This window comes from Nonomuraea monospora (assembly GCF_039531895.1).
Classification (GTDB): Bacteria; Actinomycetota; Actinomycetes; order Streptosporangiales; family Streptosporangiaceae; genus Nonomuraea; species Nonomuraea monospora.
On record NZ_BAAAQX010000021.1, the window covers coordinates 42,456 to 68,628 of the forward strand.

Here is a 26,173-nt window from a genome sequence, read left to right on the forward strand (position 1 = left end):
GTCCTGAACCACTCCGGGGTACTCCTCGCCACCTCACAAACGGCTTGCTGGCGAAAACGCTACCGCCCCCGGACCGCGCTCGGACCGGCGAGGCGCGGGGAAGATCGAAACACCGCCCCGAATTTGCGGGGCGGCAGGGTGATCCCGCGGCTGAACGGGACCACCCGGCGCGATGGCGGTCCGATGGCACGGGAGCGGGAAGAGGGCCCGGAAAACCCTTCGGACCGGACCCGTCTCGTCGGCGGCGAGCTCGGAATTCCGTTGTCTACTGGGCTCCCGGACCCGTCCCGGGTCCAACCCCCCGCCCGGTTGGGGTGCCCCGACTCGACGGACCGACGGCCCTGCACCTGGCTGTGTGGACGAAGTCACGCTCCGTCACGGACGCAGGATCCGACGATGTCAGAGACGGCCAACCGGCCAAGTCCCGTGCTGGACTGCGCAGCAAACTACCGACTCCACCTCAGATGTCAACCGTGTCCCGATCAGCGGGAACATCAAGTTTCCGCAGGTGGGACATGTACGGCCGGTGGTCGCAAAGCCGGTCAAAGCCCATTTGCGGGCGCCGGAGCACGGCTCGGCAAGCCCCGCAACGCCTGCGAGAGCGGCCGCTCGTGGACGACCCCGAGCCGCTGCGTCGCACGCGTGAGAGCAACATACAGGTCGCTGGGCCCTCGTGGCGACTGAGCGGCGATGAGGTCAGGCTCGGCGACGATGACGGAGTCGAACTCGAGGCCCTTGGCGTCGGTCACGCCCATGACCGCGACGGGCGCGTCCAGTGCCTCCGCCCCGCGGGCGCGGCCGGCGCCGGGCGCGACGACGACGGTGCCGGGGACGTTCGCGGTGAGCCGCGTACCGAGCTCGGACAGCAGCGAGTCGGGCACCACGACGGCGACCTTGCCGCCTTCGCCCGCCTCCTCCTTGGCCAGCTCGGGCAGGGCCGACAGCGGCGCCGCCCACGGGCGCGCGCCGGCCTCGCGGACGGAGGCGGGCGCCTCCAGGCCGGGGTCGATGGTGGCCAGGACCCGGGCGGCGACCGCCATCAGCTCCACCGGGGTGCGGTAGTTGACGGTGAGCCGCTCCTGGCGCCAGCGCCCGGCCACGTACGGGTCGAGCACCTCCTGCCACGAGCGGGCCCCGGCAGCCGAGCCGGTCTGGGCGATGTCGCCGACGATCGTCATGGACCGGGTGGGGCATCGCCGCATGACGGCCCGCCAGGCCATCGGCGACAGCTCCTGCGCCTCGTCCACGATCACGTGCCCGTAGGCCCAGGTGCGGTCGGCGGCGGCGCGTTCGGCGGTGGTGAGGTAGGGGCCGTCGCCGCGCTGCCGCTCGGCGAGCCGTTCGGCCTCCATGACGTCGGACAGCCCCGTCAGCTCCAGCACCTCGCGGGCGTAGGCCAGCTCGGACTCGCGCTGGCTCTCCTCGGCCTGCCTGGCGGCGGCCAGCTCCTCCTCGGCCTGCATGGCGCTGGCGCGCAGCACCTGCTCGTCGATGTCGCCGAGCAGCTCGGCGGCCTCGTCGAGCAGCGGCACGTCGGACTCGGTCCACTCGCCGCCGGAGCGGCGCAGCAGCGCCCGCTCCTGCGGGCTGAGGGCGGAGGCGGCGTAGCCGAGGCGTTCGGGCGAGCCGTAGAGGCCGAGCAGCAGCCGCTGCGGCGTCAGGTACGGCCACAGCCGGTTGAGCGCGGACTTGACGACCGGCTCGGTGCGCAGCTCCTCGCGCAGGTCGGCCAGGTCGTCCTCGTCGATGAGCCCCTTGCCGATCTTGCGGGCCTGCTGCCTGGCCAGGGCGGTGAGCAGCGACCGGACGAACACGGCGCGCGCCTGGTTGTGCGGGCGGCGCGAGCGGGTGGCCTTGTTCTTCGCGGCCTCCAGCATGTTCCGGTCGATGGTGAGCGTGATGCGGCCGATGGTCAGCTCGACGGGCTGGCGCGGGACGCGCTGCCGGTCGCGCACGGCCTTGGCGATCACCTCGGCCATCCGCAGGTCGCCCTTGAGCGCGGCCACCTCGGGCTTGTCGCGGGCGGCGGCGGTCACGCCGGGGTACAGCTCGCCGACGGTGGACAGCAGCACGTCGGTCTCGCCGAGCGAGGGCAGCACCTGCTCGATGTAGCGCAGGAACGTGAGGTTCGGCCCGAGGATGAGCACGCCGCGGCGCTCCAGCCGTTCGCGGTGGGTGTAGAGCAGGTACGCGGCGCGGTGCAGGGCGACGACGGTCTTGCCGGTGCCGGGCCCGCCCTGCACGACGAGCACGCCGTTGAGGTCGCTGCGGATGACGCGGTCCTGCTCGGACTGGATGGTGGCGACGATGTCGCGCATGCGGCCCGTGCGCCGCTCGTCGAGCGCGGCCAGCAGGGCGGCCTCGCCGTTGAGGGTGGCGCGGTCGTCGTCGGTCAGCGAGTCGAGGTCGAGCAGGTCGTCGTCCACGCCGGCCACGGTGCGGCCCTTGGTCTGCAGGTGGCGGCGCCTGGTGACGCCCATCGGGGCGGCCGGGGTGGCGCGGTAGAACGGCTGCGCGACGGGCGCCCGCCAGTCGATGAGCAGGCGGAGCTGCTCGTCGTCGGTCATGCCCAGCTTGCCGATGTACAGCCGGCCCTCGTCGAGGTGATCGAGCCGTCCGAAAACCAGGCCGCGCTCGACGGCCCAGAGCCGGGCGAGGCGGGTGGCGTACATCTCGGCGAAGGTGTCGCGCTCGGACCTGTTCTGCATCGTGCCGACGGCGCCCGAGGCCAGCACCTCCTTGAGTTGCTGCTGGGTGCGCTCGCGCAGCGTGTCGAGGCGGTCGTACAGGCGGGTGACGTACGCCTGCTCCTTGGCGAGCTCCGTTTGACGAGTTGCCGCCTGACCATTAATGTGGTTAATGGGACACTCCGGGCCATTCTGCTTGTTGTTACGACAAACGACGACATTAGCATGCCTGTAGAGGCACTCCCATCACTTTCCCTTTCCCCTACCGGGTCACGTCTTGATTTCACCCCTTGACCGCAACCTTTTTGCCGTCATATAGGTTAGGAAACTTTACTAACAGATGGGGGAAGGCCGCGGTGAGCGCTCCGGTTCCGGGGACACCCAGTCTGCTACGCGCCATCAATGATCGCGCCGCGCTGCGCGTCCTCCTCGAACGGGGTCCGCTCACCCGCCCCCAGATCGGCACGCTCACGGGGCTGTCCAAGCCCACCGCCTCCCAGCTCCTGTCCCGCCTCCAGGAGGCCGGCCTGGTGGTGCTGGACGGCATCAGGGAGGGCCTGCCGGGGCGCACCGCCGAGGTCTACCGGATCAACCCGGACGCGGCCTACGTCGGCGCGCTCGACGTCACCCCGCACCGCATCGAGGCCAGGGTGGCCGACATCACCGGCACGGTCGTGGGCGAGCACACGCTGCCCACCCCGCGCCGTCCCCACGACGAGCTGGTGGACCGGCTGCGCGCCGCCCTGCTCGGCGTGGGGCCGCCCGGCGAGCTGCGCCGCGTCGTCATCGGCGTGCAGGCCGCGATCGACCCCGCGACGGGCAGGCTCGGGTACGCCGCCGCCAAGGACGTGCCCGGCTGGCACATCCCCGACCTGGTGCCCGCGCTCAGCGCCGGGCTCGGCGTCCCCGTGGACGTGGAGAACAACGTCAACCTGGTCGCGGTCGCCGAGCAGGCGCACGGCGTGGCGCGCGGCCACCGCGACTTCGTGCTGCTGTGGGCCGACGCGGGCATCGGCTCGGCCATCGTCCTGGACGGCCGGGTGCGCAGGGGCGCCACGGGCGGCGCGGGCGAGGTCGGCTACATGCCCGCGCCGGGCGCGCCCACGGCCCGCGAGTCGGGCCGCTACGCCGACCACGGCTACCAGGCGCTGACCGGTGGGCAGGCGGTGCTGAAGCTGCTGCGCTCGTACGGCGTGCGCGGCGCCGGCTTCCGCCACGCCGTCGCCAACGCGGTGCGCGCGGCGTCCGGCACCGGCCAGAGGGCCGAGGACGCCAGGGCGGGGCTGCGCGACGTCGCCGCCCGCCTGGCCGTCGGCCTGGCCGCCATCACCGCGGTCGTGGACCCGGCGCTGATCGTGCTGACGGGCGGCGCCGTGCTGCCGGGCGGGGAGCTGCTGCGCGAGCTGGTCGAGCACGAGCTGCACGCGCTGACCATCCCACGGCCGCCCGTCAGGCTGTCCGCTGTCGAGGGCAACCCGGTGCTGGCCGGCGCCCTCGACCTCGCCCTCGCCGCCGTGCGCGACGAGGTGTTCGGTTCGAGCATCCCCTCGTGATCGGCTGGAGGCGCAGGTGAGACTGGCGGTGGTCGGGGGCGGCTCGACGTACACGCCCGAGCTGGTGGACGGGATCGCGCGGCTGCGCGATGAGCTGCCGGTGACGGAGCTGGCGCTGATCGACCCGGACGCGGCGCGGCTGGAGCTGGTGGCGGGCGTGTCGCGGCGGATGCTGGCGCACGCCGGGCATCCGGCGCGGGTGCTGGCCACCTCCTCGCTCGCGGAGGGCGCGGCGGGGGCCGGCGCGGTGCTGTTCCAGCTCAGGGTGGGCGGGCAGGCGGCGCGCGAGGTGGACGAGACGCTGCCGCTGCGGTGCGGCTGCGTGGGCCAGGAGACGACGGGCGCGGGCGGGCTGGCCAAGGCGCTGCGCACGGTCCCTGTCGTGCTGGAGCTGGCCTCTGTCGTACGCGAGGTCGCGCCGCGCGCCTGGATCGTCGACTTCACCAACCCGGTCGGCATCGTCACCAGGGCGCTGCTGGACGCCGGGCACCGCGCCATCGGCCTGTGCAACGTGGCCATCGGCCTCCAGCGCCGCTTCGCCGCCTGGCTCGGCGTCGATCCCGCCCGCGTCTCGCTCGGCCACGTCGGGCTCAACCACCTGACGTGGGAGCGCTCGGTCACCCTCGACGGCGCCGACGTGCTGCCCGCCCTCCTGCGCGAGCACGGCCGGGAGCTGGCCGAGACGCTGGGCCTGCGGCCGGAGCTGCTGCGGCGGCTCGGCGCCGTCCCCTCCTACTACCTGCGCTACTTCTACGCCCACGACGCGGTGGTGCGCGAGCAGCGCTCGAAGCCGACGCGGGCGGCCGAGGTGGCGCGGATGGAGGAGCGGCTGCTGGAGCTGTACGCGGACCCGTCCGTGGTGACCAAGCCCGATCTGCTGGCGCAGCGGGGCGGCGCGTTCTACTCGGAGGCGGCCGTGGCGCTGATCGCCTCGCTGCTCGGCGACAGGGGCGACGCCCAGGTGGTGAACGTGCGCAACGCGGGCACACTGCCGTTCCTGCCGGACGAGGCGGTGATCGAGGTGCCGGCCTCGATCACCGCGTCCGGGGCGGCGCCGCTGCCGGTGCCGCCCGTGGAGCCCCTGTACGCGGGGCTGATCGCGCACGTGTCGGCGTACGAGACGCTCGCCCTGGAGGCGGCCCTGCACGGCGGCGCGGACCGGGTGCGGGACGCGCTGCTCGCCCACCCGCTGATCGGCCAGGACGAGCCGGCCGAGGAGCTGACGGGCCTGCTGCTGGAGGCCGGGCGGGCGCACCTGCCGTGGGCGGCGGGCTGATGCGCCTGATGCTGGCCGTGGACGGCGGCAACAGCAAGACCGACGTGGCCGTCGTGTCCGAGCGCGGCGAGGTGCTGGGCACCGGCCGGTCGGGGGCGTTCGTGCCGCAGCGGGACGGCGTCGCGGCGGCCCTGGACGTGGTGGCGGCGGCGCTGGCGACGCTGCCCGTCTGGGTGCCGCGCGGCGGGTTCGACCACGTGTCGGCCTGCCTGGCGGGCGCCGACCTGCCCGTGGAGGAGGAGGCGCTGGCCGGCGAGTTCGCCGCCCGTGGGCTGGGCGCCGACGTGGTGGTGCGCAACGACACGTTCGCGGTGCTGCGGGCGGGCGCGTCGGCGCCGTGGGGGGTGGCCGTGGTGTGCGGTGCGGGCATCAACGCGGTCGGCGTCTCCCCCACCGGCGCGGTGGCCCGCTTCCCCGCGCTCGGGCGGCTCAGCGGCGACTGGGGCGGCGGCGAGGGGCTGGGCGAGGAGGCGCTGTGGCACGCGGTGCGCGCCGAGGACGGCCGGGGCGCGCCGACCGCGCTGGCCGGGCTGGTGGCCGCCCACTTCGGCGCGGCGACGGTCGAGGAGGTCGTGCTGGGCCTGCACCTCGGCCGGATCGGCGAGGGACGCCTGCACGAGCTGTCGCCCGGCGTGCTGGCGGCGGCCCGCGACGGCGACGCGGTGGCCGGGGCGCTGGTGGAGCGGCAGGCGGAGGAGGTGGCGGTGCTGGCGGAGGTGTGCCTGCGCCGGCTCGGCCTGCTGGGGACGCCGGCGGAGGTGGTGCTGGGCGGCGGGCTGCTGACGTCCGGGGATCCGCTGATGACGAGGCTGGTGGAGGAGCTGTGCGGGCGGCGGGCGCCGCTGGCGCGGCTCGTGGTGGCGGACCTGCCGCCGATCGCGGGCGCGGCGCTGCTGGGCCTGGAGCACCTCGGCGCCGGGGAGGCCGCGCTGGCCCGGCTGCGCTCCCGCTACCGCGGGGACGCAACCGGGTGAGCTTGTCCGGCCTGGTGGCTAGGCGGCGCCGTCAGGGCCGGTGGCGGCCTCGCCGACCGCCTCGGGCTCCACGTCGGGGGCGCGGTGCTCGTACGGGGTGCTCAGCACGACCGTCGTGCGCGTGGAGACGTTCGCCGACGCCCTGATCTGCTGGAGCAGATCCTCCAGCGCGGCCGGCGAGGCCACCCGCACCTTGAGGATGTAACTTTCGTCGCCCGCCACGCTGTGACACGCCTCGATGGCGGCCAGATGGGCCAGCCGCTCGGGTGCGTCGTCGGGCGCGGCCGGGTCGATCGGCTTGATCGACACGAACGCGGTCAGCGGCAGCCCCACCGCGTCATGGTCGATGATCGCGGCGTAGCCGCGCACCACTCCCCGTTTCTCCAGGCGGCGTACGCGCTGGTGCACCGCCGAGACGGAGAGCCCGGTCTCCCTGGCCAGGTCGGTGAAGCTCATGCGGCCGTCGCGGGCCAGCAGCGTGACGATCCGGCGGTCGATCTCCTCCATCGGTCAAAGGTAGCCGGTCATGGTCACGACATGGTCCCGACCGGGGTGGCGCCTCTGCGCATCGCGTGCTCGACCAGGGTGATGAGCACCTCCCTGCCGGAGTCGCGGCGCCGGGCGTCGCAACGCACGATCGGGATGTCCGGCTCCAGGCCGATCGCCGAGCGCACCTCGCCGACCGTGAACGGCGAGACGCCGTCGAAGCAGTTCAGCGCCACGACGAACGGCTGCTCGCGCTTCTCGAAGTAGTCGACGGACGGGAAGCAGTCGTCCAGCCGCCGGGTGTCGGCCAGCACGACGGCGCCCAGCGCGCCCATGGCCAGCTCGTCCCACACGAAGAAGAAGCGCTCCTGGCCGGGGGTGCCGAACAGGTAGAGCATGTAGTCGTTGGCGATCGTGATGCGGCCGAAGTCCATGGCCACGGTGGTGGTGAGCTTGCGCTCGACACCTGACAGGTCGTCGATGTGGGTGCCCACCTGGGTGAGCGCCTCCTCGGTGCGAAGAGGCCTGGTCTCGGACACGGCGCCGACCATCGTGGTCTTGCCCGCGCCGAACCCGCCGGCGACCAAGATCTTGATCGCTGTCGGCAGCCGCCAACGGTCTGAGCGACCGAATTCCATCCAGCACCGCCCGTACATTTCCCGCGCATGCGCGACCCCGCCCCTGAGGTGCCGGTCAGTGGTACCTGTCAAGGTTTCGCCTGAGGGGGCCGTTCCACATGCCTGGCATCGAGACACCCTAGCAACGCCACATTTTCCACTCAAGCCGCAATCTTTTACAAGAAACAAAATGTCACGGTTTGTCGCCTCACGCCACGTTTTTCGCGGATCTAACAGGGCAAGAGTCAAGTTTGTCTGTCATGCATTCAGACGGTGACTTTACGTGGCCTGCTGATAGTCCGAAATACCGGTGACACCCGCCTGGAAACCCAGTCGTCTTCGCAGGTAGGAGGCCGTGCGCGGGCTGTGGCGGCAGACCGGCCCGATCAGGCTCTCGGCGTCCCTCGCCAGATCCGCGATCGCCGCCGCCACCTCGGCGCCGTCCACGCCCAGCGCGAGCACGTTGAGGTCGCCCCAGCTCAGGTCCCTGCGGTAGGAGGCGACGTCGCCGAGCAGGTGCAGGTACCGCTGCACCTGCCGGCTGACCACCCGCAGCTCCTCCAGGTGCGCCCTGGACCAGTCGTCGGCGGTGTAGATCCAGTGCGACAGGTCGACGAAGCAGGAGCCGCGGCTGTCGGCGTTGTCCACGTAGCGGGGCAGCGTGGGCACCGTGTGCGTGTCACGCCACACCCAGGCCCTGGCCATGCCCGCCAGCGTCCGGTCGAGCTGGTCGCGCCAGACGCCCCGCAGCTCCTCGAAGTCCGCGACGGTCGCCAGCTCGTCGCGCAGGTCGGCGAGGAACCGGGTGATCGCCGAACGCGGCACCGCCCCCTCGGCCACCGACAGGCACTCCCTCGTCAGGCGGTTGACCTGCTCGCGGGTGGTCGCGGCGCGGTCGACGAGCCGCTCCACGGCCGTCACCCACAGGGCGGCCCTGTTCGCGGCCTTCAGCCGGTCGGCGCCCGCCCACGGGGCGCTGAAGGCCGTCGCCAGGGTCAGCGAGCTGAAGAAGTCGGCACTGAAGGCCGCGTCGGGGAACAGATCCGCGTACATCTGGGCACACCGCCGCAGGTCCCTGCCGCACTCGGCGGCCAGCGCGCACGTCCTGCCGAGCTCGAACGCCGTGTCCAGCTCGTCGTCGGGCATCCTAGGGCCGCTCGATCGGCTCGCGGACCATAGGCGACGTCCCCCCATACCCGGATATACAGCTGTGGGGTAATTGTTTCATGATCATGAAGTGCCGATCAAGGTATCAGCTGAGTGGCTGATCAGCCTGCTTCGCTGGCCGGGAACGATACCTCAGGACCGTACGCCGCCAGCTTGGCGGCCAGCGCCACCCGGGAGCCGATGCCGAGCTTCGTGTAGATCTTGCCGATGTGGTATTCGACGGTTTTTACGCTGATGAGTAGTTCTCTGGCGATCTGGCGGTTCGTCAGGCCGCCCGCCACCAGGGTCGCCGTGCTCAGCTCCTGAGGGGTCAGGCCCAGCCTGACGGTGGCCGGTGGCTCCAGGCCGCACGCCTCCAGCTCCTGGGCGCAGCGCTCCACCAGCGGGCGGGCGCCCAACCGGTCGAAGATCGCGCGTGCGGCGCCCAGCCGCTCGGCCGCCGCCTTCCGCCTGCCCGTACGGCGCAGCAGCCTGCCCAGGTCCAGCAGCGCTCGCGCCTCCTCCAGCAGGCACCCGCCCGATGGAGGCTCGTACACGCCCGTCCGGGCCAGGTCCAGCGCGCGCCCGAACGCCTCCTCCGCCTGCGTTGGAACGTTCCTCGCGGCCAGCAGCAGCCCCGCGAGCCTGACCCGCTCGGCCTGCCTGCGCCGCCCACCGGTCCGCCCTTCCCGGTCGTACGCGTCCAGCCCCCGCTCCGCCTCCTCCAGCCGCCCGCCGGTCCGCCCTTCCCGGTCGTACGCGTCCAGCCCCCGCTCCGCCTCCTCCAGCCGCCCGCCGGTCCGCCCATCCCGGTCATAAGCGTCCAGCGCGCGCTCCGCCTCCTCCAGCCGCCCGTCGGCCACCAGCGCCTCGATGCGCGCGGGCCGCGGATCGGGCACGAACCCGAGGCCGCCCCCACACGCATCGGCCGGAAGGTCTGCCGCCCCGAGCAGCGCCATGGCCAGCTCCGCCTGCCGCTCCCCCGCCACATGCCGCATCCTGCGCGCAGCCGTCCCAGCCGCCACGGCGTGCGCGAGGGCCCGATCGTGCTCCCCCTTGGCGGCGAGCGGCGCCACGCAGGCGGCGTCCAGCCACGGCAGCAACCAGCGCTGCCCCAGCGCGGACGCCTCCGCGAGAGCGGCCTCGGCGTGCGCCACGGCCTCGTCCCACCGGGCCAGCCCGTGCTCCGCGACGGCCAGCAGCGCGGTGGCCAGCAGCCGGTGGTGCGGCAGCCCCGCCGCGCCCGCGGCGGTCACGGCCCGCTTCAGCACGGCGCACGCCTGGCCCGCCTCGTCGAGGGCCAGGTGCGCCACGGCTTCGGCGAGGCTGCCGGATGGCGCGCCGGCGCTGGGTGCCCCGCCCAGCGCCGGCACGTCGTGCGGCCTGGCGACCGGCCCCGCGATGGGCTGCTCGATCGACAGGCGTGCCCAGTTCGCCGCCTCGGCGCGGTTCCCCGTGACCAGCCGCAGCCAGGACAGCTGCTCCGCCACGTCCGCGGCGAACCCGGGCTCTGTGTGCCGCCACGCCTCCGCCAGCAGCTCGGACGCCTCGTCGAAGCGTCCGGCGGCCAGCGCGAGCCGTCCCAGCACGTACCGGCGCACCGGTCGCGGGTCGGCGTTGCGCACGGCGGCGAGCTCAGCCGCACGGATCACGTCGCCCCCGATGAGGACGTGTTCCAGAACGGCCGTGCGCAGCTCGTCGCGGCGCGCCGGCGACTCCGTGAGACCGGCGGCCAGGTCCAGGTGGGCGGCGGCCTCCTGCCACAGGCCGTGCTGCGCCGCCTTCGCCGCGAACCTCGCCAGCTCCTCGGCCAGCGCCTCGTCCGGCCCGTCGGCCGCGGCGGCCCGGTGCCGCAGCGCCGCCCCGTCGTCGTCGGCCAGCCTGGCGGCGGCCAGGTGCAGCCGCGCCCGCGCGCCCGCGCCTATCCCGTCGTAGGCGGCGGCCCTGGCCAGCGGTTCGGGGAAGTCGATCAGGCGGCCGGGCAGCTCGCGCAGCAGACCTGCCGTGACGGCCTCCTCCAGGGTGTTCAGCGGCTCGTCGATCCCGGTGGCCACCGCCGCCGCCACATGCAGCGGGCAGCGCCCGCCCAGAACGGCGCAGGCCGCGACGAGCCGGCGGGTGGCGGGGGCGCACGCGTGCAGGCGGGCCGCGAACGGGCGCCTGTACGTTTCCGGGGCCGGCAGGCGCGTGCACGGGTCGGCCATGGCCGCGGGAGGCAGGATGGTCAGGAGGGCTCGGGCGTGCAGCGGGTTGCCCAGCGTGTGCTCGCGCAACCGCCGCGCCGCCGCGGTCACGCCCGGCCGCCGCTCGTCCACCGAAGCGTCCAGGCGGCGCTCGTCCGCCGGAACGCCCGGCCGTCGCTCGTCCGCCGAAACGCCCAGGCGGCGCTCGCTCACCGGAACGTCAGGGCGGCGCTCACCCGCCGAAACGTCCAGCCCCCGCACGTCCAGCCCCCGCATGTCCAGCCGCCCCGCATCCGACCGCGCGTCCGCACACAGCGCGTCCGTGCGCAGCGCCGCCAGTGCCTCCTTCGCCGCGTCCGCAGGCGACGCGTACATGCCGCCTTCCCGCCGCCCGGCCGCGAGCGCGGGGTCGGCAGCCAGCTCGGCCAGCTCGGACGCGCTCAGCCCCCCGAGCGTGACGACCAGCGTGCCGTCACCGGCGAGCAGCCGCCGCAGGCCGTCCGGCAGCCAGGGATCGGCCAGATCCCGGCAGGCGACCAGAAGCAGCACCCGCCCCGCCCGCACACGCCGCAGCACGTAACTCAGCGCCCGCAACGAGGCCCGGTCCACCCACTGCACGTCATCGACGACCACCGCGAGCGTCCCCAGCGCGGACAACCGGGCGACAAGCTCACAAACCACCTGCCCCGCCGCACACGGGTCCACCACACTCGGATCCACCGCACACGGGTCCGCCGCACCCAGCCTCGCCCAGCCCGCACAGCCCTCCGCCGCACCGGTCACCCCGCCCGGTCCTGAGGCCGCCTCGCCCGGTCCTGGGCCCGTCCCGTGGTTCAGCAGGGCCGCCTCGTCCATGAGCTGCCGTACGACGCCGAGCCGGAGCTCCCGCTCGCTCTCCTCGCCGCTGACGGTCAGCACCCGCACGCCCGCCTCCCCGTCGAGCGCGTGGTGGATGAGCGCGGTCTTGCCGATGCCCTCGGGCCCCTCGACCACCGCCCTCCTGGCGGATCCGCCGCCTGCCGCGCGCAGTTCCGCGCGCAGTGAGGCGAGCTCCGCTGTTCTGCCGACGAACATGCGCACTCCCTCCGCCGCCCTCTTCATCCCAGAGCAGCGCAGACAGCCCCTGATACACCTCAGCCCGGCCCACCGCCCCGCCGAAGCGCGGCCCGCCGCCCCGGCCGAAGCGCGGCCCGCCGCTGCCGCCGGCCCGAGCTTCAGTGCCCGAGCAGCCCCCACGCGGCCGTCGCGTCGTCATGCCGTTTCCCCCGCACCGCCCCGCGTGCCACCTCCAGCTCCCGCACGGCCCCGATGACCGCCCCAGGCCCGCGCCGCGCCAGCACGTCGAGCACCGACTCCCAGCTCCACCCGTACCAGTCGCACAGCCGCGCCACCCCGTCGGTGAACACCCCGACCCCGCGCACCTCACCGGCGTCCGCCTCGCCGGTCACGCTCTGCCGGGCCGCCTCGGGCCGGGCGCCCGCCACCCAGAACCCGCCGGCCGCGTTGCGCATCCGCCGTATCAGCTCCAGGCTGTACGGCCGCCCGCCCGGCAGCCGCTCCAGCCGGTCGTCACTGACCGCCCTGGCCTGCCCGCCCACCTCCGACAGCACCACCGTGGAGTCGCCCAGCACCAGGTACTCGACCCGCCGCTCCCCGGCCCGCACCATGGCCACCGTCGCCGACGGCGAGTCCGGATTGTCCAGGTCACAGCCGCCGGAGTGCGCCGCCCGGGTCTCCTCGATAGCCGACTCCAGCACCCCGGCCAGCGGCTCCCCGTCACCGCACGCCAGCCGGACGGCCAGCGCCCCTCCGAGCCGCCCCACCAGCCAGGCGACGTCGTGCGCACACCCGCTGTCCACTTCGGGCGCGGCCGTGGCGCCGTCCAGGACGACGATCCAGGACGGCCCGGCGACCACCAGGTCCTCGTTCGGCCGCGCCGAGCCGGGGCGGGTGGCGTACGTGATCTCCGCGAACATGACAGCGACTGTGTCACAGCCGCTCACCCCATCACGGCAGCGCGCCCGCTCACCCCGTCAGCTAGACGATCACCAGCTCGCGCGGCGTGTTGTTCATCCGCTCCCCACCGCTCTCCGCGCACACCACGATGTCCTCGATCCTGGCGCCGTGCCGGCCCGGCAGGTAGATCCCCGGCTCGACGGAGAACGCGAACCCGGGCTCCAGCGGCTCGCCGTTGCCGGACACGATGTACGGCTCCTCGTGCGTCTCGATGCCGATGCCGTGCCCGGTGCGGTGCACGAAGTACTCGCCGTAGCCGGCCTCGGCGATGATCTCGCGGGCGGCGGCGTCGATCGACTCGCACGACACCCCGGGCCGGACCGCCGCGCAGGCCGCGTCCTGCGCCCGCCGCAGCACCTCGTAGTACGCGGCGAACTCGGCCGGCGGCTCCCCCACGCTGTACGTGCGCGTGGAGTCGGAGCAGTAGCCGTTGTGCAGTTGCCCGCCGATGTCGACCACGACCGGCTCGCCGGCCTGGATGACCCGGTCGGACACGTCGTGGTGGGGGCTGGCGCCGTTGGGCCCTGAGGCGACGATGACGAAGTCGACGGTGGCGTGCCCTGAGGCCAGGATCGCCTCGGCGATGTCCTTGGCCACCTCGCGCTCGGTGCGTCCGGCCCGCAGCAGCCCGGGCACCTGCCGGTGCACGGAGTCGATGGCCTGGCCCGCCTCGCGCAGCGCCGCCGTCTCGGCGGGCGACTTGCGCATCCGCAGCTCCCTCAGGACGCTGCCGGCCAGCACCTGCTCAGTCTCGGGCAGCGCCTCGCGGAAGCGCAGCGAGGACATGGCCCACATCCGGTCGGCGAGCCCGACCTTGGCCGCCCGGCCGAGCCGCGCCGCCGCGATGGCGTACGGGTCGTCGGTCTCGTCCCAGGCCACGAACTCCAGCCCCAGCCGGGAGGCGGGCGACGCCTGCGCGGCGGGCAGCTCCAGGCGGGGCACCATCATGTACGCCTCCCCGGACGCGGGCACCACCAGGCACGTCAGCCGCTCCAGCGGCTTGGCGTCGTAGCCGCTGACGTAGCGCAGATCGGGGCCGGGGGTGAGCAGCAACGCGTCGAGGCCCGCCTTGGCGGTGGCCTCCTGAACGGCGGCGAGACGGGACACGGGATACAGGTCTGAGGACGTCACAGGCTCAATCTACTCCCGGCCGCCAGGCCAAAATACCCTCCTAAAATCCACGGAAAGGTCTCGTCACGCACCAAGCCTCCACTACACACCGTTCACGATCGATCACGTAGTGTGGGGTCAATTGTCGGATTCCACCCCGCGTCGAGAGTGAGACACATGGTCGACGTCATAGGCGCGGCCGAGCTGCTCGGTCACCAGAACGACGCCGAGATGCTCGCCGTACGGCTGGCGCACGCCCAGCGGCTCGGCAACATGGGCTGGGCCGAATGGCACCTGCACACCGGCGAGACGATCTGGTCGGAGCAGGTCTATGTGATCTTCGGCCGCGACCCCGCCGAGGGCCCCATCGCCCTGCCCGACCTGGCCGAGCACGTCGAGCCCGGCGACGTGGCCACGCTCGACCGGCTGCTGTGGTCGGTCGTGCAGAGCGACGAGCCGGTGCAGGCCGAGTTCCGCATCCGGCGCGGGGTCGGCTCCAGCGACCTGCGCGACCTGCGCGTCGTCCTGGAGCCCCTGGCGGGGCCGGGCGGCACCATCGGCATGCACGGCGTCATCCAGGACATCACCGGACGCCGCCGCGCCGAGCGCATGGTCTCGGAGTCGCGCCGCCAGCTCCTGGAGGCCCGCGAGCGGGCCGCCGAGGACCGCCACGTCATGCTCGCCCTGCGCGAGGCGATCCTGCCCGAGCCGGACGGCTGCCTCGACCTGCCGCAGACCCGCATCGCGGTCCGGTACGTACCGGCCGAGAAGACCGCGAACCTGGGCGGCGACTGGTTCGAGGCCGCACCCGCCCCCGACGGCCGCCAGCTCCTGGCCATCGGGGACGTCTCCGGCCACGGCCTGCCCGCCATCTCCCGCATGGCCCAGCTCCGCCACGCCCTCGTCGGCCTCGCCATGACGGGGCAGGCGGCCAACCGGCTGCTCGACTGGCTGAACCAGCTCGTCCTGCACCAGCTCAAGGACACCACCGCCACCGCGATCATCGGGCACTTCGACCCGCAGACCCGGGTGTTCGCCTGGGGCCAGGCGGGCAACCTGGCGCCCATCCTGGTGCGCGACGGCGTGGCCAGCCAGCTCCCGCAGCCCAGGGGCGTGCTGCTGGGGGCCGCGTCCGGCAGCCCGTACGAGCTGGCCACCACCCGCCTGCACCCGGGAGACCTGCTGCTGATGTTCACCGACGGGCTGGTCGAGCGGCGCACCCGCGACATCGACGTCGGCCTCGACCTGGCCATGACGGCGGCCCGCAAGGTCGACTGCCAGGACCTGGAGGAGAGCCTCGACCGCCTGCTCGCCGACATCGGCGGCCCCAACCCGGAGGACGACGCCTGCCTGCTGGCCGTGGGCGTGCTGGGAGCCGAGTGAACAGGACCCGCGCGGACCTGCGCGAAGTGCCACCATGGACGGGTGCTGATGCTTCTGGACACCCCTTCTCTCTACTTCCGCGCCTTCTACGGCATCCCGGAGTCGATCAAGGCTCCCGACGGCTCGCCGGTCAACGCGGTGCGCGGGCTCATCGACATGATCGCCACCCTCGTGCGCCAGCACTCCCCCACGGCGCTCGCGGCCACCATGGACGCCGACTGGCGGCCCGCCTTCCGGGTGGCGGCGATCCCGACGTACAAGGCGCACCGGGTCGCCCACGGCAACACGGAGGAGGTGCCGGAGGCGCTCGTCCCGCAGATCGCGGTCATCCAGGACGTCCTCGACGCCCTCGGCATCGCCCGCCTGGAGTCGCCCGGCTACGAGGCCGACGACGTGATCGGCACCCTCACCCACCAGGCCGGCGACGGCGCCGTGGACATCGTCACCGGCGACCGCGACCTCTTCCAGCTCGTCGACGACTCCCGTCCGGTGCGCGTCCTCTACACCGTGCGCGGCATCCGCAACCTGCAGATCGTGGACGAGGCGTTCGTCACCGCCAAGTACGGCGTCCCCGGCCGCTCCTACGCCGACTTCGCCACCCTGCGCGGCGACCCCAGCGACGGGCTGCCGGGCGTGCCGGGCGTCGGCGAGAAGACCGCCGCCGCCCTGATCACTCGCTTCGGCTCCCTCTCCGCCCTGCTGGAGGCCCTCGACGCGGGCGTCACGGACGGCTTCCCGGCCGGCAGCCGCAACCGGCTCGCCGCCGCCCGCGACTACCTCCGCGCCGCACCGGCCGTGGTCAAGGTCGCCCCGGACGCGCCCCTGCCCGCCACCGACCTCACCCTGCCCGCCAAGCCCCGCGACCCGGAAACGCTCGTCCGGCTCGCCGACCGCTACGGCCTCGACAGCCCCCTCAACCGTCTCCTGGACGCGCTGGGCCGCTGAAGCCCTGAAGCCCGGTACCGCCGCGCCCCGCCCGCACACCACCCGGCACGAGCGCGGCCCCACACGGCCGACGCCCGGCGCGAGCGCGGCCGGCGTGGGCGCGGGTGCGGGCGCAACCCGACGCGGGTACGGCCCCGCACGGGCGCCCCGCCCTCTGGCGCCGCGTCGGCGAGGTGTGGGGCGGCGGGGCCCGGCGCCCTGAACGGCGCTCAGCCGGGGGACGGGCCGGAAGGCGCCCAGCCGCCCGTGAACGGCCAGGGGTCAGCCAGCGAGGTAGGCCCGCACAGCCTCCTGAGCCGCATCCCGCACCCGCCCATGCACCAGCACGTTCTCCTCCCGATCCGTACGCACCTCGACCACCCGCGGCCCCTCCCCCCGCAACGCCTTGGGCAACTCCCCGACATCCCCCACCAGGGTGTAAGGCGTCCCCGTAGCAGCAGCCACGTACCCCAGGTCCACCCCGTGCGGCGTCCCGAACACCCGCTCGAACGGATCCCGCACCGCGGCCTGCGGCAGCAAGGAGAAGATCCCGCCCCCGTCGTTGTTGACGACCACGAGGCAGAGGTCGGGCCGGGGTTCGCGCGGCCCCAGGATGAGCCCGTTCTGATCGTGCAGGAAGGAAAGGTCCCCCAGCAGCGCGTACGACGGCCCGTTGTGCGCCAGCGCCGCCCCCATGGCCGTGGACACGAGCCCGTCGATCCCGGACGCCCCCCGGTTGGCCATCAGCCGGATGCCGCGGCGGGGCCGCATGGCCTGGTCGAGGTCGCGGATGGGCATGGAGGAGCCGCAGAACAGCAGGGCCCCGTTGGGCAGGGCGTCCACGAGGTCTCTGGCCAGGCGCGGCTCGCTCGTGCCGGACAGGTCGAGGACCTCGTCCATGGCGGCGCGCGCGGCCAGGTCGGCCTGGCGCCAGGCGTGCAGCCAGGAGTCGTCGCCGGAGGCGACGGGGATCTCGACGGCCTGCGCGACCTGGGTGGCGGAGCGGGTGGGGTCGGGCCAGCGGTCGAGGTCGGGGGCGACGACGATGTGCTCGCCGGCCCGCCGCAGCCACGACAGCAGCGGCCTGGACAGCCCGGGGCGGCCCAGGGTGACGACCACGTCGGGCCGGTGGGCGTCGGCGAACTCGGGGGTGCCCAGCAGGTAGTGGTAGGTGGAGATGGCGTGGTCGCCGTAGCGGGCGCCGCCGTTCGGCTCGGACAGGACGGGCCAGCCGGCCATGCCGGCGGCGGCCACGTAGCGGCGGACGTTGGCGGCGCCGTCGCCGACGACGAGCACGCCGCGCCTGGTGGGCGGGATGTGCAGGGCGATCGGCGGGGGTGCGACGCGGGCGCGCACCCAGGGGCCGCCCGCGCCGAGGTCGAGCGGCTCGCACCAGGAGGTGTCGCCGTCGGGGATGAGCGGCTCCCTGAAGGCGAGGTTGAGGTGCACGGGGCCGGGGTTGCCGGCGCCGGAGGCGCGCTGGTAGGCGCGGCAGGCCAGGGAGCGCCAGTAGGCCACCTGGCCGGGCCGCTCCTCGGGCACGCCGACCTCGGCGAACCAGCGGGTGGCGGCGCCGTACAGCTTGATCTGGTCGATCGTCTGGTTGGCGCCGGTGCCGCGCAGCTCGGGCGGGCGGTCGGCGGTGAGCACGAGCAGCGGTACGCCGGACTCGCTCGCCTCGATGACGGCCGGGTGGAAGTTCGCGGTGGCGGTGCCGGAGGAGCAGATCAGCGCGACGGGCCGTTCTGAGCGCTTGGCCAGGCCGAGCGCGAGGAACGACGCGGAGCGCTCGTCCACGCGCACGTGCAGCCGCACCCGGGACTCGGCGTGCAGGGCGAGCGCGAGCGGGGCGGAGCGGGAGCCGGGGGCGAGCACCACGTCGGTCAGGCCGCAGCGCACCAGCTCGTCGACCAGTACGGTGGCCAGCGCGGTAGCGGGGTTCAACGTGACGCCTCCTGCATCCGGCGAAGCCACTGGGGAGATTCGATCTCGTAAGCCGACAACTGATGGACATCAACTCCGGGCCGCCGGACGGCCAGGCGGCCGTCCACGGGCGCCAGCGGGTCGGCGACGACGTCGCCCGACAGCAGCGACACCGTGCCGAGCCCGCACGCGTAGGGCAGCGCGGGCAGCGCCGCGGCCAGCGCTAACCCGGCGGCCAGCCCCACGGACGTCTCCACGGCGCTGGACACGACGGCGGGCAGCCCGCACGCCTCGACCACGCGCAGCGCCGCGCGCACCCCGCCGAGCGGCTGGACCTTGACCACGGCGATGTCGGCGGCCTCGGCCGCCCGGACCCGCAGCGGGTCTTCGGCCCTGCGGATGGACTCGTCGGCGGCGATCGGCACGTCGCAGGCCCGCCGCACCGCGGCGAGCTCGTCGAGGGTGGCGCAGGGCTGCTCGGCGTACTCCAGGTCGTAGCGGTCGAGGCGCTTGAGCCGGCGTACGGCCTCATCGACCTGCCAGGCGCCGTTGGCGTCGACGCGCAGCCGCCCGGAGGGGCCGAGCGCGTCGCGGACGGCCTCCACCCTGGCGAGGTCCTCGTCGAAGGTCTGCCCCGGCTCGGCCACCTTGACCTTGGCCGTGCCGCAGCCGGAGCGGCGCACGAGGTCGTGGGCCTGCTCGGGGTCGACGGCCGGCACGGTGGCGTTGACGGGGACGCTGTCGCGCACCGGCTCAGGCCAGCCCTCGAACGCCGCCTCGCGGGCGCAGGCCAGCCAGCGGGCGCTCTCGCGCGGGCCGTACTCGGGGAACGGCGAGAACTCGCCCCACCCCGCCGGGCCGTGCAGCAGCACCCCTTCCCTGACGGTCTGTCCGCGGAAACGCGTGCGCATGGGGATCCTGAAGACCACGGGAGCCCTGGGAGAACGCGTCACGACCCTCCCCTGCGCCGCTGTCCGACCTGTCGCCATTAACCTTACGAGCATGTGGAGGAACCCGTCGCATCCGGACCGTCCGCTGCATGCCATTGTGCAGCCTCCGGGACCTGCCCTGTTCACGGCGGTGCGCGACGCCCTGTCCGGCGACGGGCCCGCCGTCCTCCCGCTGTCCCCCGGCCACGCGGAGCCCGCGCTGGCCGCCCTGCGTCCCACGCGTCTCGACGGCGTCCCGCGCGACGGCGGCGAGGGCGTCCCCGGCGAGGTGGCGGTGGTGATCGCCACCAGCGGCAGCACCGGCGCCCCCAAGGGGGTGATGCTGTCCGCCGCCGCCCTGCGCGCCTCGGCGGCGGCCTCGCTGCGCCGGGTGGAGGCGGCGGAGGGTGAGCGCTGGCTGTGCTGCCTGCCCGTCTCGCACGTGTCCGGCCTCCAGGTCCTGGTACGCGCGCTGCTGTCGGGCAGCGAGCCGATCATCCACGCCGCGTTCGACCCCGGGGCGGTGCTGCGTTCGGGCGCCGATCACGTCTCGCTCGTGCCCACGCAGCTTCACCGGCTGGTCGAGGCGGGGGCGGACCTGTCGGTGTTCAGGACGATCGTGCTGGGCGGCGCCGCGGCCCGTCCCGGCCTGCTGGAACGCGCCAGGGCGCGGGGCGCGCGGATCGTGACGACGTACGGGTCGAGCGAGACGAGCGGCGGCTGCGTCTACGACGGCAGGCCGCTGCAGGACGTGGACGTCAAGATCGGCGAGGACGGCCTGATCAGGATCGCGGGCCCGGTGCTGTTCTCCGGTTACCGCTTCGGCGTGCCCGCCGGCCCGTTCGACGGCGGCTGGTTCGTCACCTCCGACCTGGGCGAGCTGCGCGAAGGGCGGCTGCGCGTGCTGGGCAGGGCCGACGACGTGATCAACACGGGCGGCGAGAAGGTCGTGGCCGGCGCCGTGACGGACGTGTTGTGCGCCCACCCGGAGATCGCCGACGCGGCGGTGATCGGCACGCCGGATCCCGAATGGGGCGAGCTGGTCACCGCCATCGTCGTCCCCGCCAACCCCGACACACCCCTCACGCTTTCGCAATTGAGGGCGTATTGCCGCGATAGGCTTCCCCCTCATGCCGCCCCGCGCGAGCTGCGGTTCGTCTCCCGGCTGCCGCTGCTCCCGAACGGCAAGACCGATCTGATGCGGCTGAGGACAGGAACCTGACGAGTTGCGGCTGCGTCAAATTGGGGAGAAGGAGGGAGCCTTCATGGACCAGACCCGCAAGATGTGGGCATCCGCGGTCGTCGTCGGCGTCATCGTCGTCGGGGGCGCCTCAGTCGCGGCGGCCGCCTCGGCGGGCAAGCTCAACCAGGTCGCGAGGGAGACCCGGGCCGTGGTGGAGAAGGCGCCGCCGTCCGGTGAGCCGACCCCTGACATCGTGGTGTCCACCGAGGTCAACCCCGACCCCCGCGAGGTCATCGAGTACTGGACGGACGAGCGCATGGAGGGCGCCGAGCCCATGCCGATGCCCGAGGTGACGCCCGGCCAGTTCGAGGTCGGCACCGGTGACGTCGAGGTCCGCCCCGGAGACGCCGGGCAGACGGACGGGCAGCCGGAATAGACCGAGCCCTGGGGCGGTTTCGCATATGGGGCGATCCGCCCCTTTTTCCTCCCGCAGGGGCGTACGGGAACAAATGACGGCGATTGGCGTTATTGATACTGGTGCGCCGTGCGGACGCGAAACCGCCCCACCACAACCTGCCTGATCGCTTCCACTCCGTACGGAGGAGGTGTCCTCATGCCCAGAACCGCCGTGGCGACCCCACCCGCAACTCTCGACCAACTGATTGAACGAGGGCGAGACCAGGGTCACCTTTCTCTGGCCGAGCTGCGTGACGCGTTCGCCGAGGCCGGCATCAGCCCCTCTGAAGGCCGCACGATACTGCGCGAGCTGTCAGAGGCCGGCGTGAGCCTGGCCGCCGAAGGTGAGCCGTCTCTCGGCACCACCGCCTCGAAGAAGACCCAGAGAAAGTCGCCCACCGCCAAGAAGACGACCTCGCGGGCAAAGACTACCGGCCGCAAGCCCGCCGAGGCAAAAACTTCCGCGACCGCCCGGACGACCGCCGCCGGCAAGGCCGTGACGCCGTCCGAGACCAAGCCGGAACACGAGGAGGACGTGCCCGACGACCTCGTCATGAGCGAGGACGCCGAGCTCGAGAGCGAGCCGCTCGACCTGGACGACACGCAGTCCGTCATGGGCGACTCGGTGCACACCTACCTCAAGTCCATCGGCCGCCGCACCCTGCTCACCGCCGCCCAGGAGGTCGAGCTGGCCAGGCGGATCGAGGCCGGCCTGTACGCCGAGTACAAGCTGGAGACCCACCCCGACCTGTCGCCCGCCGCGCAGGAGGACCTGCACCTGGTGGTCGAGGACGGCCGGCAGGCCAAGGACCACATGCTGGAGGCCAACCTGCGGCTCGTGGTCTCGGTCGCCAAGAAGTACACCGACCGCGGGATGTCGCTGCTGGACGTCGTCCAGGAGGGCAACCTGGGCCTCATCAGGGCCGTGGAGAAGTTCGACTACACCAAGGGCTTCAAGTTCTCCACCTACGCCATGTGGTGGATCCGGCAGGCCATACAGCGCGGCTTCGCCGACTCGGCCCGCACGATCCGGCTGCCCGTGCACGTGCTGGAGATGCTCTCCAAGCTGTCACGGGTCGAGCGCGACATGCACCAGCGGCTGGGCCGCGAGCCCACGCCCGAGGAACTGGCCGTCGAGCTGGACAAGACGCCGGACCAGATCGAGGAGCTGCTGCGCACCAGCCGCCAGCCGATCTCGCTGAACGCGACCATCGGCGAGGACGGGGAGACCACGATCGGCGACCTCATCGAGGACGTCGACTCCCCCGAGGCGTCCGAGATCGTCGACCGCCAGCTCCTGGGCGACCAGCTCCGTGGCGTGCTCGACAACCTGTCGCCGCGCGAGTCGAAGATCATGGCGCTGCGGTTCGGGCTGGTCGACGGCAAGCCGCACACGCTGGACGAGATCGGCAAGCACCTGGGGCTGACCCGGGAGCGGATCCGGCAGCTCGAGAAGGAGTCGCTGTCCAAGCTGCGGCACCCGAGCAACACCCGGCCGCTGCTCGACTGGGCGAGCTGACACGAGAACCCCGGCATGAGGATGCCGGGGTTCTTCCGTACGGGGTGGCCGCCGGTGCTTCCGCTCCTGACCAGCCGCTCAGGCGGTGGCGGGCAGCGGACGCGGAATCCGGGGGATCCCCCACATCCGGTTGTCCTCGCGCAGCGTGCGCAGCCGCTCCACCTCGGACGTCCACATGGCCCCGGCGGGCGTCGCCTTGGCCTTGCGCCGCGCGATCCGGTCGTCGTAGGCCTTCACGCCGAACGTGGCCCGCTGCCCCGCCTCGGCGGCCCTGAGCGCCTCCGTCAGGGCGTGGTCGAACGCCCGCCCCGCGGCCAGCAGCTCCAGCTCGTCGGCCGCGCCGGCCCGCAGGTCACGCACGATCTGCTCGGCCTGCCTGGCCTTCTCGAGGAGGTCGGGGAAGCTCTTGGAGATCTCCTGGTCCGCGTGGTAGCGGACCTCTGCCTCCCGGCTCACCCGCGGACGGAAAAACGCCATCGACCCGGCCCTTTCAAACGCTGTCGGTACTGGTTCAACCGCCTAGCGTACGCCGTCCCGCGACACGGGCGGAAATCGCCCCGGAGCGAGCGCCTTTACATAGTAAGATGATCACCATGCCCGCCAAGCGACCGCCCGTGCCCCTGTCCCGCGAGCGCATCATCGAGGCCGCGCTCCACATCGCCGACAGCCAGGGCCTGCGCCGGCTCACCATGCGCAGGCTGGGCGACGCCCTCCAGGTGGAGGCGATGGCCATCTACCACCACCTGCCGCGCGGCAAGGAGGCGCTGATGGACGCCCTGGCCGAGCACGTCACGGCCGTGCACGTCGAGCAGGGCCCCTCCTGGCAGGAGACGGCCAAGGCGTGGTGCAGGGCCAGCAGGGAGCTGCTGCGCGACCATCCCGGCGTGCTGGCGCTGGCGCTCACCAAACCGCCCAAGGGCGCCACGGCCCTCGCCATCAGGGAGCAGGTCGAGCAGCTCTCCGACGGGGGCCTGGGGGACGCCCCTGAGGCCGTACGGGCGTTGCGGGCCTTCGTGTTCGGCAGCGTCGCGGTCGAGGTCCAGCAGTCGGGCTGGGCCGACCCGGAGGTCGATGAATGGGTCAGGCGGGACGAAAGAGCCGATGTGGACTTCGAGCGCGGACTCGACGCTCTTCTCAAGGGATTGCAAACGTGATGCGCGTGTCGCGCTTGGACCGTTATCCTGCATAAGGCACGCTGTGTCGAAGGTCACACGATCCGGGGATCCTCCTGTAACAGTCCGAAAGGGCTATGTCGGAACGAGTGACGTACGTAACACACTTGCCAGCACAACTACCCGAGCAGGCTCCCGCCCCTCCACAACGGGAGCATCCCACGAGATATCGGAGGCACGCCGATGTGCCCGCACGACCCGGCCTGTCCGGATGCCGAGGCGCCAGACCGCGAGGCGGCACGCACCCTCGCCTGCCACCCCGAGCAGGGGTGGAGTTTGCTCTGCAACGGAGTCGTCCTGTTCGAGGACACCGGTGAGCTGCTGCCCAGCGGCACCGTCATCGCTCCGCACCGGCCCGTGGTCGGGGCCGCCTGACCGACAGGGCGAGCACCCTCGCCCGGCCCGGCCGCGCGCCTTCCGCCCGGCCCTGTACACAGCGCTCTCGCCCCGGCCTCACCACCCGCGCTCTCGCCGCGTACCGCGCGAGCAGCCCTCGTCAGGCGGAGGGCGAGAAGCCACACAGCGTCACCTCGCCACGCGGAGGGCGGAATCTCCCGCCCCGCATCCCGCGAGAAGCCCCGGCACGCACCGGGCGTGCAGCCCTCGCCGCCGGCGCCCGCCTTGGACGCCCCGCCCTCGCGGCCGGCCGCTCTCCGTAGCGGAAGCCGCCGGACCGGTGGCGACGGCTACGCGTAACGCATGATCCATTCGGCGACGATCCCGCCCACCTTGGCAGGTTCGCGCTTGAGATCGTGATTCTCCCCCGGCAACACCACCAGCCGCGCCGCGTCCGCCGCGTCCGGGATCCCGAACGGATCACGATCCCCGTTCACCACCAGCACGTCCACCCCGGCACCGCGCAGCTCCTCCGCCCGCGACCGCTCGGGCCGCCCCGGCGGGTGCAGCGGAAAGGCCAGCGCCACCACGGCCGCCGCGCCGACCGCCTTGGCCGTGCGGCACGCCACCCGCGCCCCGTTGCTCCGCCCGCCCTGCACCAGCGGCAACCCGGGCCGATCGGCGCGCAGCTCGCGCAGGACGATCTCCCAGGCCTCGTCCTGCTTGACCGGCGAGCCGGGCGCCCGCGCCCCCGCCAGCCTGAACGCCTGCGTCACCCTGGCCACGCTGGCCCCGGCCACGAGGGCGGCGTCGCGCACGGCCAGCAGGTCGGGAGCGTCCACTCCCCCGGCCGAGCCGTGGGTCAGCACCAGCAGCAGCCGCGGGTCCGCGGCCTCGTCGATCTCCACCAGCGCCGGCCCTCGCGGCGTCGTCACCTGCATGGCAGCACCGTACCTGGGGAGGAGTGGCCGTTAGCCCTCAGGGCGGATGACGGCGTGCCGTGCGGCGGGGATGATTTCCTCATGCCAGACAAACGCCTCCGGGATGATCTGCAGGCCACGCTCGACGCGCGCCGCGATCTGGGCCCGGAGTACGAAACCGCGCTGATCGACTCGTTCGTGGAGCGTCTCGACGTCACGATCGCCGCGCGCGTCCGGGCCGAGCTGGATCACGCCGGCCCGGTGCGGGCCAAGCGCCGCCACCCGAGCGCGCCCATGGTGCCGATCGTGCTGGGCTCGCTGGGCATCGGCGTGCCGCTGACGGCCATCGCGGCCAGCGCCGGGAGTGAAGGGCTGCTGGTGGCGTGGCTGGCGATCGTGGTGATCAACGTGGCCGCCGCCGTGGCGATCATGCGCAGGTCCTGATCCCGGACGCGGCAAGCAAGCGGAGGCTCAGGCGTCGCGGTGGTAGCGCAGCCGCACCTCGGCGGCCAGCGTCTCGTCCTCGTGCTCCAGCCCGTACGACCACACCCGGTCGGCGTCCTCGGCGCGCCCGCGCAGCGGCAGCGTGCGGGCGAGCAGCTCGATGGCCAGCGCCCCCGTCTGGGAGTCGGCCCCGCCCTCGACGCTCTCGGCGAACTCGGCGCAGGCCAGCTCCAGATGCGCGATGCCGAGCTGCACCCGCAGCCCCGGCACCTCGTCGCCGGGGGCGAAGTCCAGCGCGTCCAGCAGCACCTCGGCCGCCGCTCCCGGCTCGCCGTGCTCCAGCATCAGCTCGGCCAGCTCAGCCGCGGCGTGCGCGCCGAGGCGTTCCTCGCCGTTCTCCGCGCCGGTGTCGATGGCGGCGCGGAACTCCTTCTCCGCCTCGTCGAGCTGCTCGCCCCTGACGGCCAGACGGCCCAGCGCGAGGTGGGCCAGCGGCACGTACGCGGCGGTGCCGACCCCCAGCACGGCCTGCCAGGCGGCTCTGGCCTGCTCGTCGCGGCCCTCGCGTTCGAAGCCCTGGGCGAGGTGGCAGGCGGCCTGGGCGGCGTACTCGGGGTGGCCGGTGGCCAGCGCCGTCCTGGCGGCGGCCCTGGCGCCCTCGGCGTCGCCGCGCTGTTCGAGCACCACGGCCAGGCCCACCGCGGCCTGCGCCCTGTCGGGCCCCTCGGGGTCGGCGGCCAGCTCGCCCAGGATGCGGGCGGCGGCGGCGAGGTCGCCGCGTTCGGCCAGCCTGCGGGCGGTGTCGAGGGGCGGGGTCTCCAGATCTGAGGACGTCAAGAGAGCTCCTTGTGGCGACGGTCGCACCGAGCCTAACGACTAACGGCGATCATGTCTGCTCACTTGACGCCGAAGGACTGGCGGCACCCGGGATCCCGC

General features: G+C 73.4%; 23 protein-coding genes. 11 read left to right on the forward strand and 12 right to left on the reverse strand.

The genetic code is table 11. From position 1 onward, the window contains the following. Positions 1 to 542: 542 nt before the first annotated feature. The gene (locus ABD331_RS34330; RefSeq protein WP_344484116.1) at positions 543 to 2,735 is read right to left on the reverse strand and encodes a HelD family protein; all 2,193 of its coding nucleotides are present in this window, start codon (positions 2,733 to 2,735) and stop codon (positions 543 to 545) included. A gap of 308 nt (positions 2,736 to 3,043) precedes the next feature. On the opposite strand from ABD331_RS34330, the gene ABD331_RS34335 reads away from it, so the two are divergent. From ABD331_RS34335 to ABD331_RS34345, 3 genes are read left to right on the forward strand one after another with little or no spacing between them, the layout of a single operon-like run. Beyond that, on the forward strand, positions 3,044 to 4,240 hold the full coding sequence (locus ABD331_RS34335; protein WP_344484118.1) for an ROK family transcriptional regulator: 1,197 nt from the start codon (positions 3,044 to 3,046) through the stop codon (positions 4,238 to 4,240). 16 nt (positions 4,241 to 4,256) lie between these two features. Continuing rightward, positions 4,257 to 5,516: a 6-phospho-beta-glucosidase gene (locus ABD331_RS34340; protein ID WP_344484121.1), complete on the forward strand. Its 1,260-nt coding sequence runs from the start codon at positions 4,257 to 4,259 to the stop codon at positions 5,514 to 5,516. Continuing rightward, positions 5,516 to 6,490 carry an N-acetylglucosamine kinase gene (locus tag ABD331_RS34345; RefSeq protein ID WP_344484124.1) on the forward strand — a complete coding sequence of 325 codons (975 nt, stop codon included), beginning with the start codon at positions 5,516 to 5,518 and terminating at the stop codon, positions 6,488 to 6,490. The genes ABD331_RS34340 and ABD331_RS34345 overlap by 1 nt, the downstream gene beginning before the upstream one ends. A gap of 18 nt (positions 6,491 to 6,508) precedes the next feature. Here ABD331_RS34345 and ABD331_RS34350 read toward each other — a convergent pair whose 3' ends face one another. The 6 genes from ABD331_RS34350 to ABD331_RS34375 all read right to left on the reverse strand — a co-directional run bounded on the left by ABD331_RS34350 (position 6,509) and on the right by ABD331_RS34375 (position 14,069). Next, the gene (locus ABD331_RS34350; RefSeq protein WP_344484127.1) at positions 6,509 to 6,997 is read right to left on the reverse strand and encodes an Lrp/AsnC family transcriptional regulator; all 489 of its coding nucleotides are present in this window, start codon (positions 6,995 to 6,997) and stop codon (positions 6,509 to 6,511) included. 23 nt (positions 6,998 to 7,020) lie between these two features. After that, positions 7,021 to 7,614, reverse strand: coding sequence for a GTP-binding protein (locus tag ABD331_RS34355; protein WP_344484130.1), 594 nt, complete (start codon positions 7,612 to 7,614; stop codon positions 7,021 to 7,023). Positions 7,615 to 7,872: 258 nt separating this feature from the next. Then, on the reverse strand, positions 7,873 to 8,739 hold the full coding sequence (locus tag ABD331_RS34360) for a terpene synthase family protein (RefSeq protein WP_344484133.1): 867 nt from the start codon (positions 8,737 to 8,739) through the stop codon (positions 7,873 to 7,875). Between the two features lie 122 nt (positions 8,740 to 8,861). Beyond that, positions 8,862 to 11,996: a helix-turn-helix transcriptional regulator gene (locus ABD331_RS34365; protein WP_344484136.1), complete on the reverse strand. Its 3,135-nt coding sequence runs from the start codon at positions 11,994 to 11,996 to the stop codon at positions 8,862 to 8,864. A gap of 140 nt (positions 11,997 to 12,136) precedes the next feature. Further along, positions 12,137 to 12,898, reverse strand: a complete 762-nt coding sequence (locus ABD331_RS34370) for a protein phosphatase 2C domain-containing protein (RefSeq protein WP_344484139.1) — start codon at positions 12,896 to 12,898, stop codon at positions 12,137 to 12,139. A 61-nt stretch (positions 12,899 to 12,959) separates the two neighbouring features. Then, positions 12,960 to 14,069: a M24 family metallopeptidase gene (locus tag ABD331_RS34375; RefSeq protein ID WP_344484141.1), complete on the reverse strand. Its 1,110-nt coding sequence runs from the start codon at positions 14,067 to 14,069 to the stop codon at positions 12,960 to 12,962. Positions 14,070 to 14,225: 156 nt separating this feature from the next. Between ABD331_RS34375 and ABD331_RS34380 the strand changes: the two genes are divergently transcribed. After that, positions 14,226 to 15,431 carry a PP2C family protein-serine/threonine phosphatase gene (locus ABD331_RS34380; protein WP_344484144.1) on the forward strand — a complete coding sequence of 402 codons (1,206 nt, stop codon included), beginning with the start codon at positions 14,226 to 14,228 and terminating at the stop codon, positions 15,429 to 15,431. 48 nt (positions 15,432 to 15,479) lie between these two features. Next, positions 15,480 to 16,376: a 5'-3' exonuclease gene (locus ABD331_RS34385; RefSeq protein ID WP_344484557.1), complete on the forward strand. Its 897-nt coding sequence runs from the start codon at positions 15,480 to 15,482 to the stop codon at positions 16,374 to 16,376. Positions 16,377 to 16,637: 261 nt separating this feature from the next. Here ABD331_RS34385 and menD read toward each other — a convergent pair whose 3' ends face one another. Together menD and ABD331_RS34395 are read right to left on the reverse strand one after the other, a co-directional pair. Continuing rightward, a complete protein-coding gene (gene menD, locus ABD331_RS34390; RefSeq protein WP_344484147.1) occupies positions 16,638 to 18,299 on the reverse strand; it encodes a 2-succinyl-5-enolpyruvyl-6-hydroxy-3-cyclohexene-1-carboxylic-acid synthase in 1,662 nt (553 codons plus the stop codon). Continuing rightward, positions 18,296 to 19,189, reverse strand: coding sequence for an o-succinylbenzoate synthase (locus ABD331_RS34395; protein WP_425566103.1), 894 nt, complete (start codon positions 19,187 to 19,189; stop codon positions 18,296 to 18,298). Before ABD331_RS34395 ends, menD begins: the two co-directional genes overlap by 4 nt. A gap of 91 nt (positions 19,190 to 19,280) precedes the next feature. Here ABD331_RS34395 and ABD331_RS34400 point away from each other — a divergent pair, with 91 nt between their 5' ends. From ABD331_RS34400 to ABD331_RS34410, 3 genes are all read left to right on the forward strand, one after another. Beyond that, positions 19,281 to 20,429: an AMP-binding protein gene (locus ABD331_RS34400; RefSeq protein WP_344484150.1), complete on the forward strand. Its 1,149-nt coding sequence runs from the start codon at positions 19,281 to 19,283 to the stop codon at positions 20,427 to 20,429. A gap of 43 nt (positions 20,430 to 20,472) precedes the next feature. After that, complete coding sequence (locus ABD331_RS34405; protein ID WP_344484153.1) at positions 20,473 to 20,826, forward strand: hypothetical protein; 354 nt, start codon at positions 20,473 to 20,475, stop codon at positions 20,824 to 20,826. A gap of 177 nt (positions 20,827 to 21,003) precedes the next feature. Continuing rightward, on the forward strand, positions 21,004 to 22,365 hold the full coding sequence (locus ABD331_RS34410) for an RNA polymerase sigma factor (RefSeq protein ID WP_344484156.1): 1,362 nt from the start codon (positions 21,004 to 21,006) through the stop codon (positions 22,363 to 22,365). Between the two features lie 78 nt (positions 22,366 to 22,443). Here the strand turns inward: ABD331_RS34410 and ABD331_RS34415 are convergent, their stop codons facing one another. After that, positions 22,444 to 22,821 carry a hypothetical protein gene (locus ABD331_RS34415; protein WP_344484159.1) on the reverse strand — a complete coding sequence of 126 codons (378 nt, stop codon included), beginning with the start codon at positions 22,819 to 22,821 and terminating at the stop codon, positions 22,444 to 22,446. 137 nt (positions 22,822 to 22,958) lie between these two features. Here ABD331_RS34415 and ABD331_RS34420 point away from each other — a divergent pair, with 137 nt between their 5' ends. Both ABD331_RS34420 and ABD331_RS34425 read left to right on the forward strand, forming a co-directional pair. Next, positions 22,959 to 23,519, forward strand: coding sequence for a TetR/AcrR family transcriptional regulator C-terminal domain-containing protein (locus tag ABD331_RS34420; RefSeq protein WP_344484162.1), 561 nt, complete (start codon positions 22,959 to 22,961; stop codon positions 23,517 to 23,519). A gap of 201 nt (positions 23,520 to 23,720) precedes the next feature. Continuing rightward, positions 23,721 to 23,912 (forward strand): DUF5999 family protein, encoded by a 192-nt coding sequence (locus ABD331_RS34425; RefSeq protein WP_090931239.1) that lies wholly within the window; start codon positions 23,721 to 23,723, stop codon positions 23,910 to 23,912. Positions 23,913 to 24,223: 311 nt separating this feature from the next. Here ABD331_RS34425 and ABD331_RS34430 read toward each other — a convergent pair whose 3' ends face one another. Further along, positions 24,224 to 24,814, reverse strand: a complete 591-nt coding sequence (locus tag ABD331_RS34430; protein ID WP_344484172.1) for an alpha/beta hydrolase family protein — start codon at positions 24,812 to 24,814, stop codon at positions 24,224 to 24,226. Positions 24,815 to 24,895: 81 nt separating this feature from the next. On the opposite strand from ABD331_RS34430, the gene ABD331_RS34435 reads away from it, so the two are divergent. Further along, positions 24,896 to 25,237 carry a hypothetical protein gene (locus ABD331_RS34435; RefSeq protein WP_344484174.1) on the forward strand — a complete coding sequence of 114 codons (342 nt, stop codon included), beginning with the start codon at positions 24,896 to 24,898 and terminating at the stop codon, positions 25,235 to 25,237. Positions 25,238 to 25,264: 27 nt separating this feature from the next. Here ABD331_RS34435 and ABD331_RS34440 read toward each other — a convergent pair whose 3' ends face one another. Beyond that, a complete protein-coding gene (locus ABD331_RS34440; RefSeq protein ID WP_344484177.1) occupies positions 25,265 to 26,074 on the reverse strand; it encodes a tetratricopeptide repeat protein in 810 nt (269 codons plus the stop codon). Positions 26,075 to 26,173: the final 99 nt, after the last annotated feature.

Coding starts and splice junctions, on each gene's coding strand:
- ABD331_RS34345 (WP_344484124.1), top strand. CDS start 5,516: ATGCGCCTGATGCTGGCCGTGGACGGCGGCAACAGCAAGACCGACGTG.
- ABD331_RS34350 (WP_344484127.1), bottom strand. CDS start 6,997: ATGGAGGAGATCGACCGCCGGATCGTCACGCTGCTGGCCCGCGACGGC.
- ABD331_RS34355 (WP_344484130.1), bottom strand. CDS start 7,614: ATGGAATTCGGTCGCTCAGACCGTTGGCGGCTGCCGACAGCGATCAAG.
- ABD331_RS34360 (WP_344484133.1), bottom strand. CDS start 8,739: ATGCCCGACGACGAGCTGGACACGGCGTTCGAGCTCGGCAGGACGTGC.
- ABD331_RS34365 (WP_344484136.1), bottom strand. CDS start 11,996: ATGTTCGTCGGCAGAACAGCGGAGCTCGCCTCACTGCGCGCGGAACTG.
- ABD331_RS34370 (WP_344484139.1), bottom strand. CDS start 12,898: ATGTTCGCGGAGATCACGTACGCCACCCGCCCCGGCTCGGCGCGGCCG.
- ABD331_RS34380 (WP_344484144.1), top strand. CDS start 14,226: ATGGTCGACGTCATAGGCGCGGCCGAGCTGCTCGGTCACCAGAACGAC.
- ABD331_RS34385 (WP_344484557.1), top strand. CDS start 15,480: ATGCTTCTGGACACCCCTTCTCTCTACTTCCGCGCCTTCTACGGCATC.
- ABD331_RS34395 (WP_425566103.1), bottom strand. CDS start 19,189: ATGCGCACGCGTTTCCGCGGACAGACCGTCAGGGAAGGGGTGCTGCTG.
- ABD331_RS34400 (WP_344484150.1), top strand. CDS start 19,281: ATGTGGAGGAACCCGTCGCATCCGGACCGTCCGCTGCATGCCATTGTG.
- ABD331_RS34405 (WP_344484153.1), top strand. CDS start 20,473: ATGGACCAGACCCGCAAGATGTGGGCATCCGCGGTCGTCGTCGGCGTC.
- ABD331_RS34410 (WP_344484156.1), top strand. CDS start 21,004: ATGCCCAGAACCGCCGTGGCGACCCCACCCGCAACTCTCGACCAACTG.
- ABD331_RS34420 (WP_344484162.1), top strand. CDS start 22,959: ATGCCCGCCAAGCGACCGCCCGTGCCCCTGTCCCGCGAGCGCATCATC.
- ABD331_RS34425 (WP_090931239.1), top strand. CDS start 23,721: ATGTGCCCGCACGACCCGGCCTGTCCGGATGCCGAGGCGCCAGACCGC.
- ABD331_RS34430 (WP_344484172.1), bottom strand. CDS start 24,814: ATGCAGGTGACGACGCCGCGAGGGCCGGCGCTGGTGGAGATCGACGAG.
- ABD331_RS34435 (WP_344484174.1), top strand. CDS start 24,896: ATGCCAGACAAACGCCTCCGGGATGATCTGCAGGCCACGCTCGACGCG.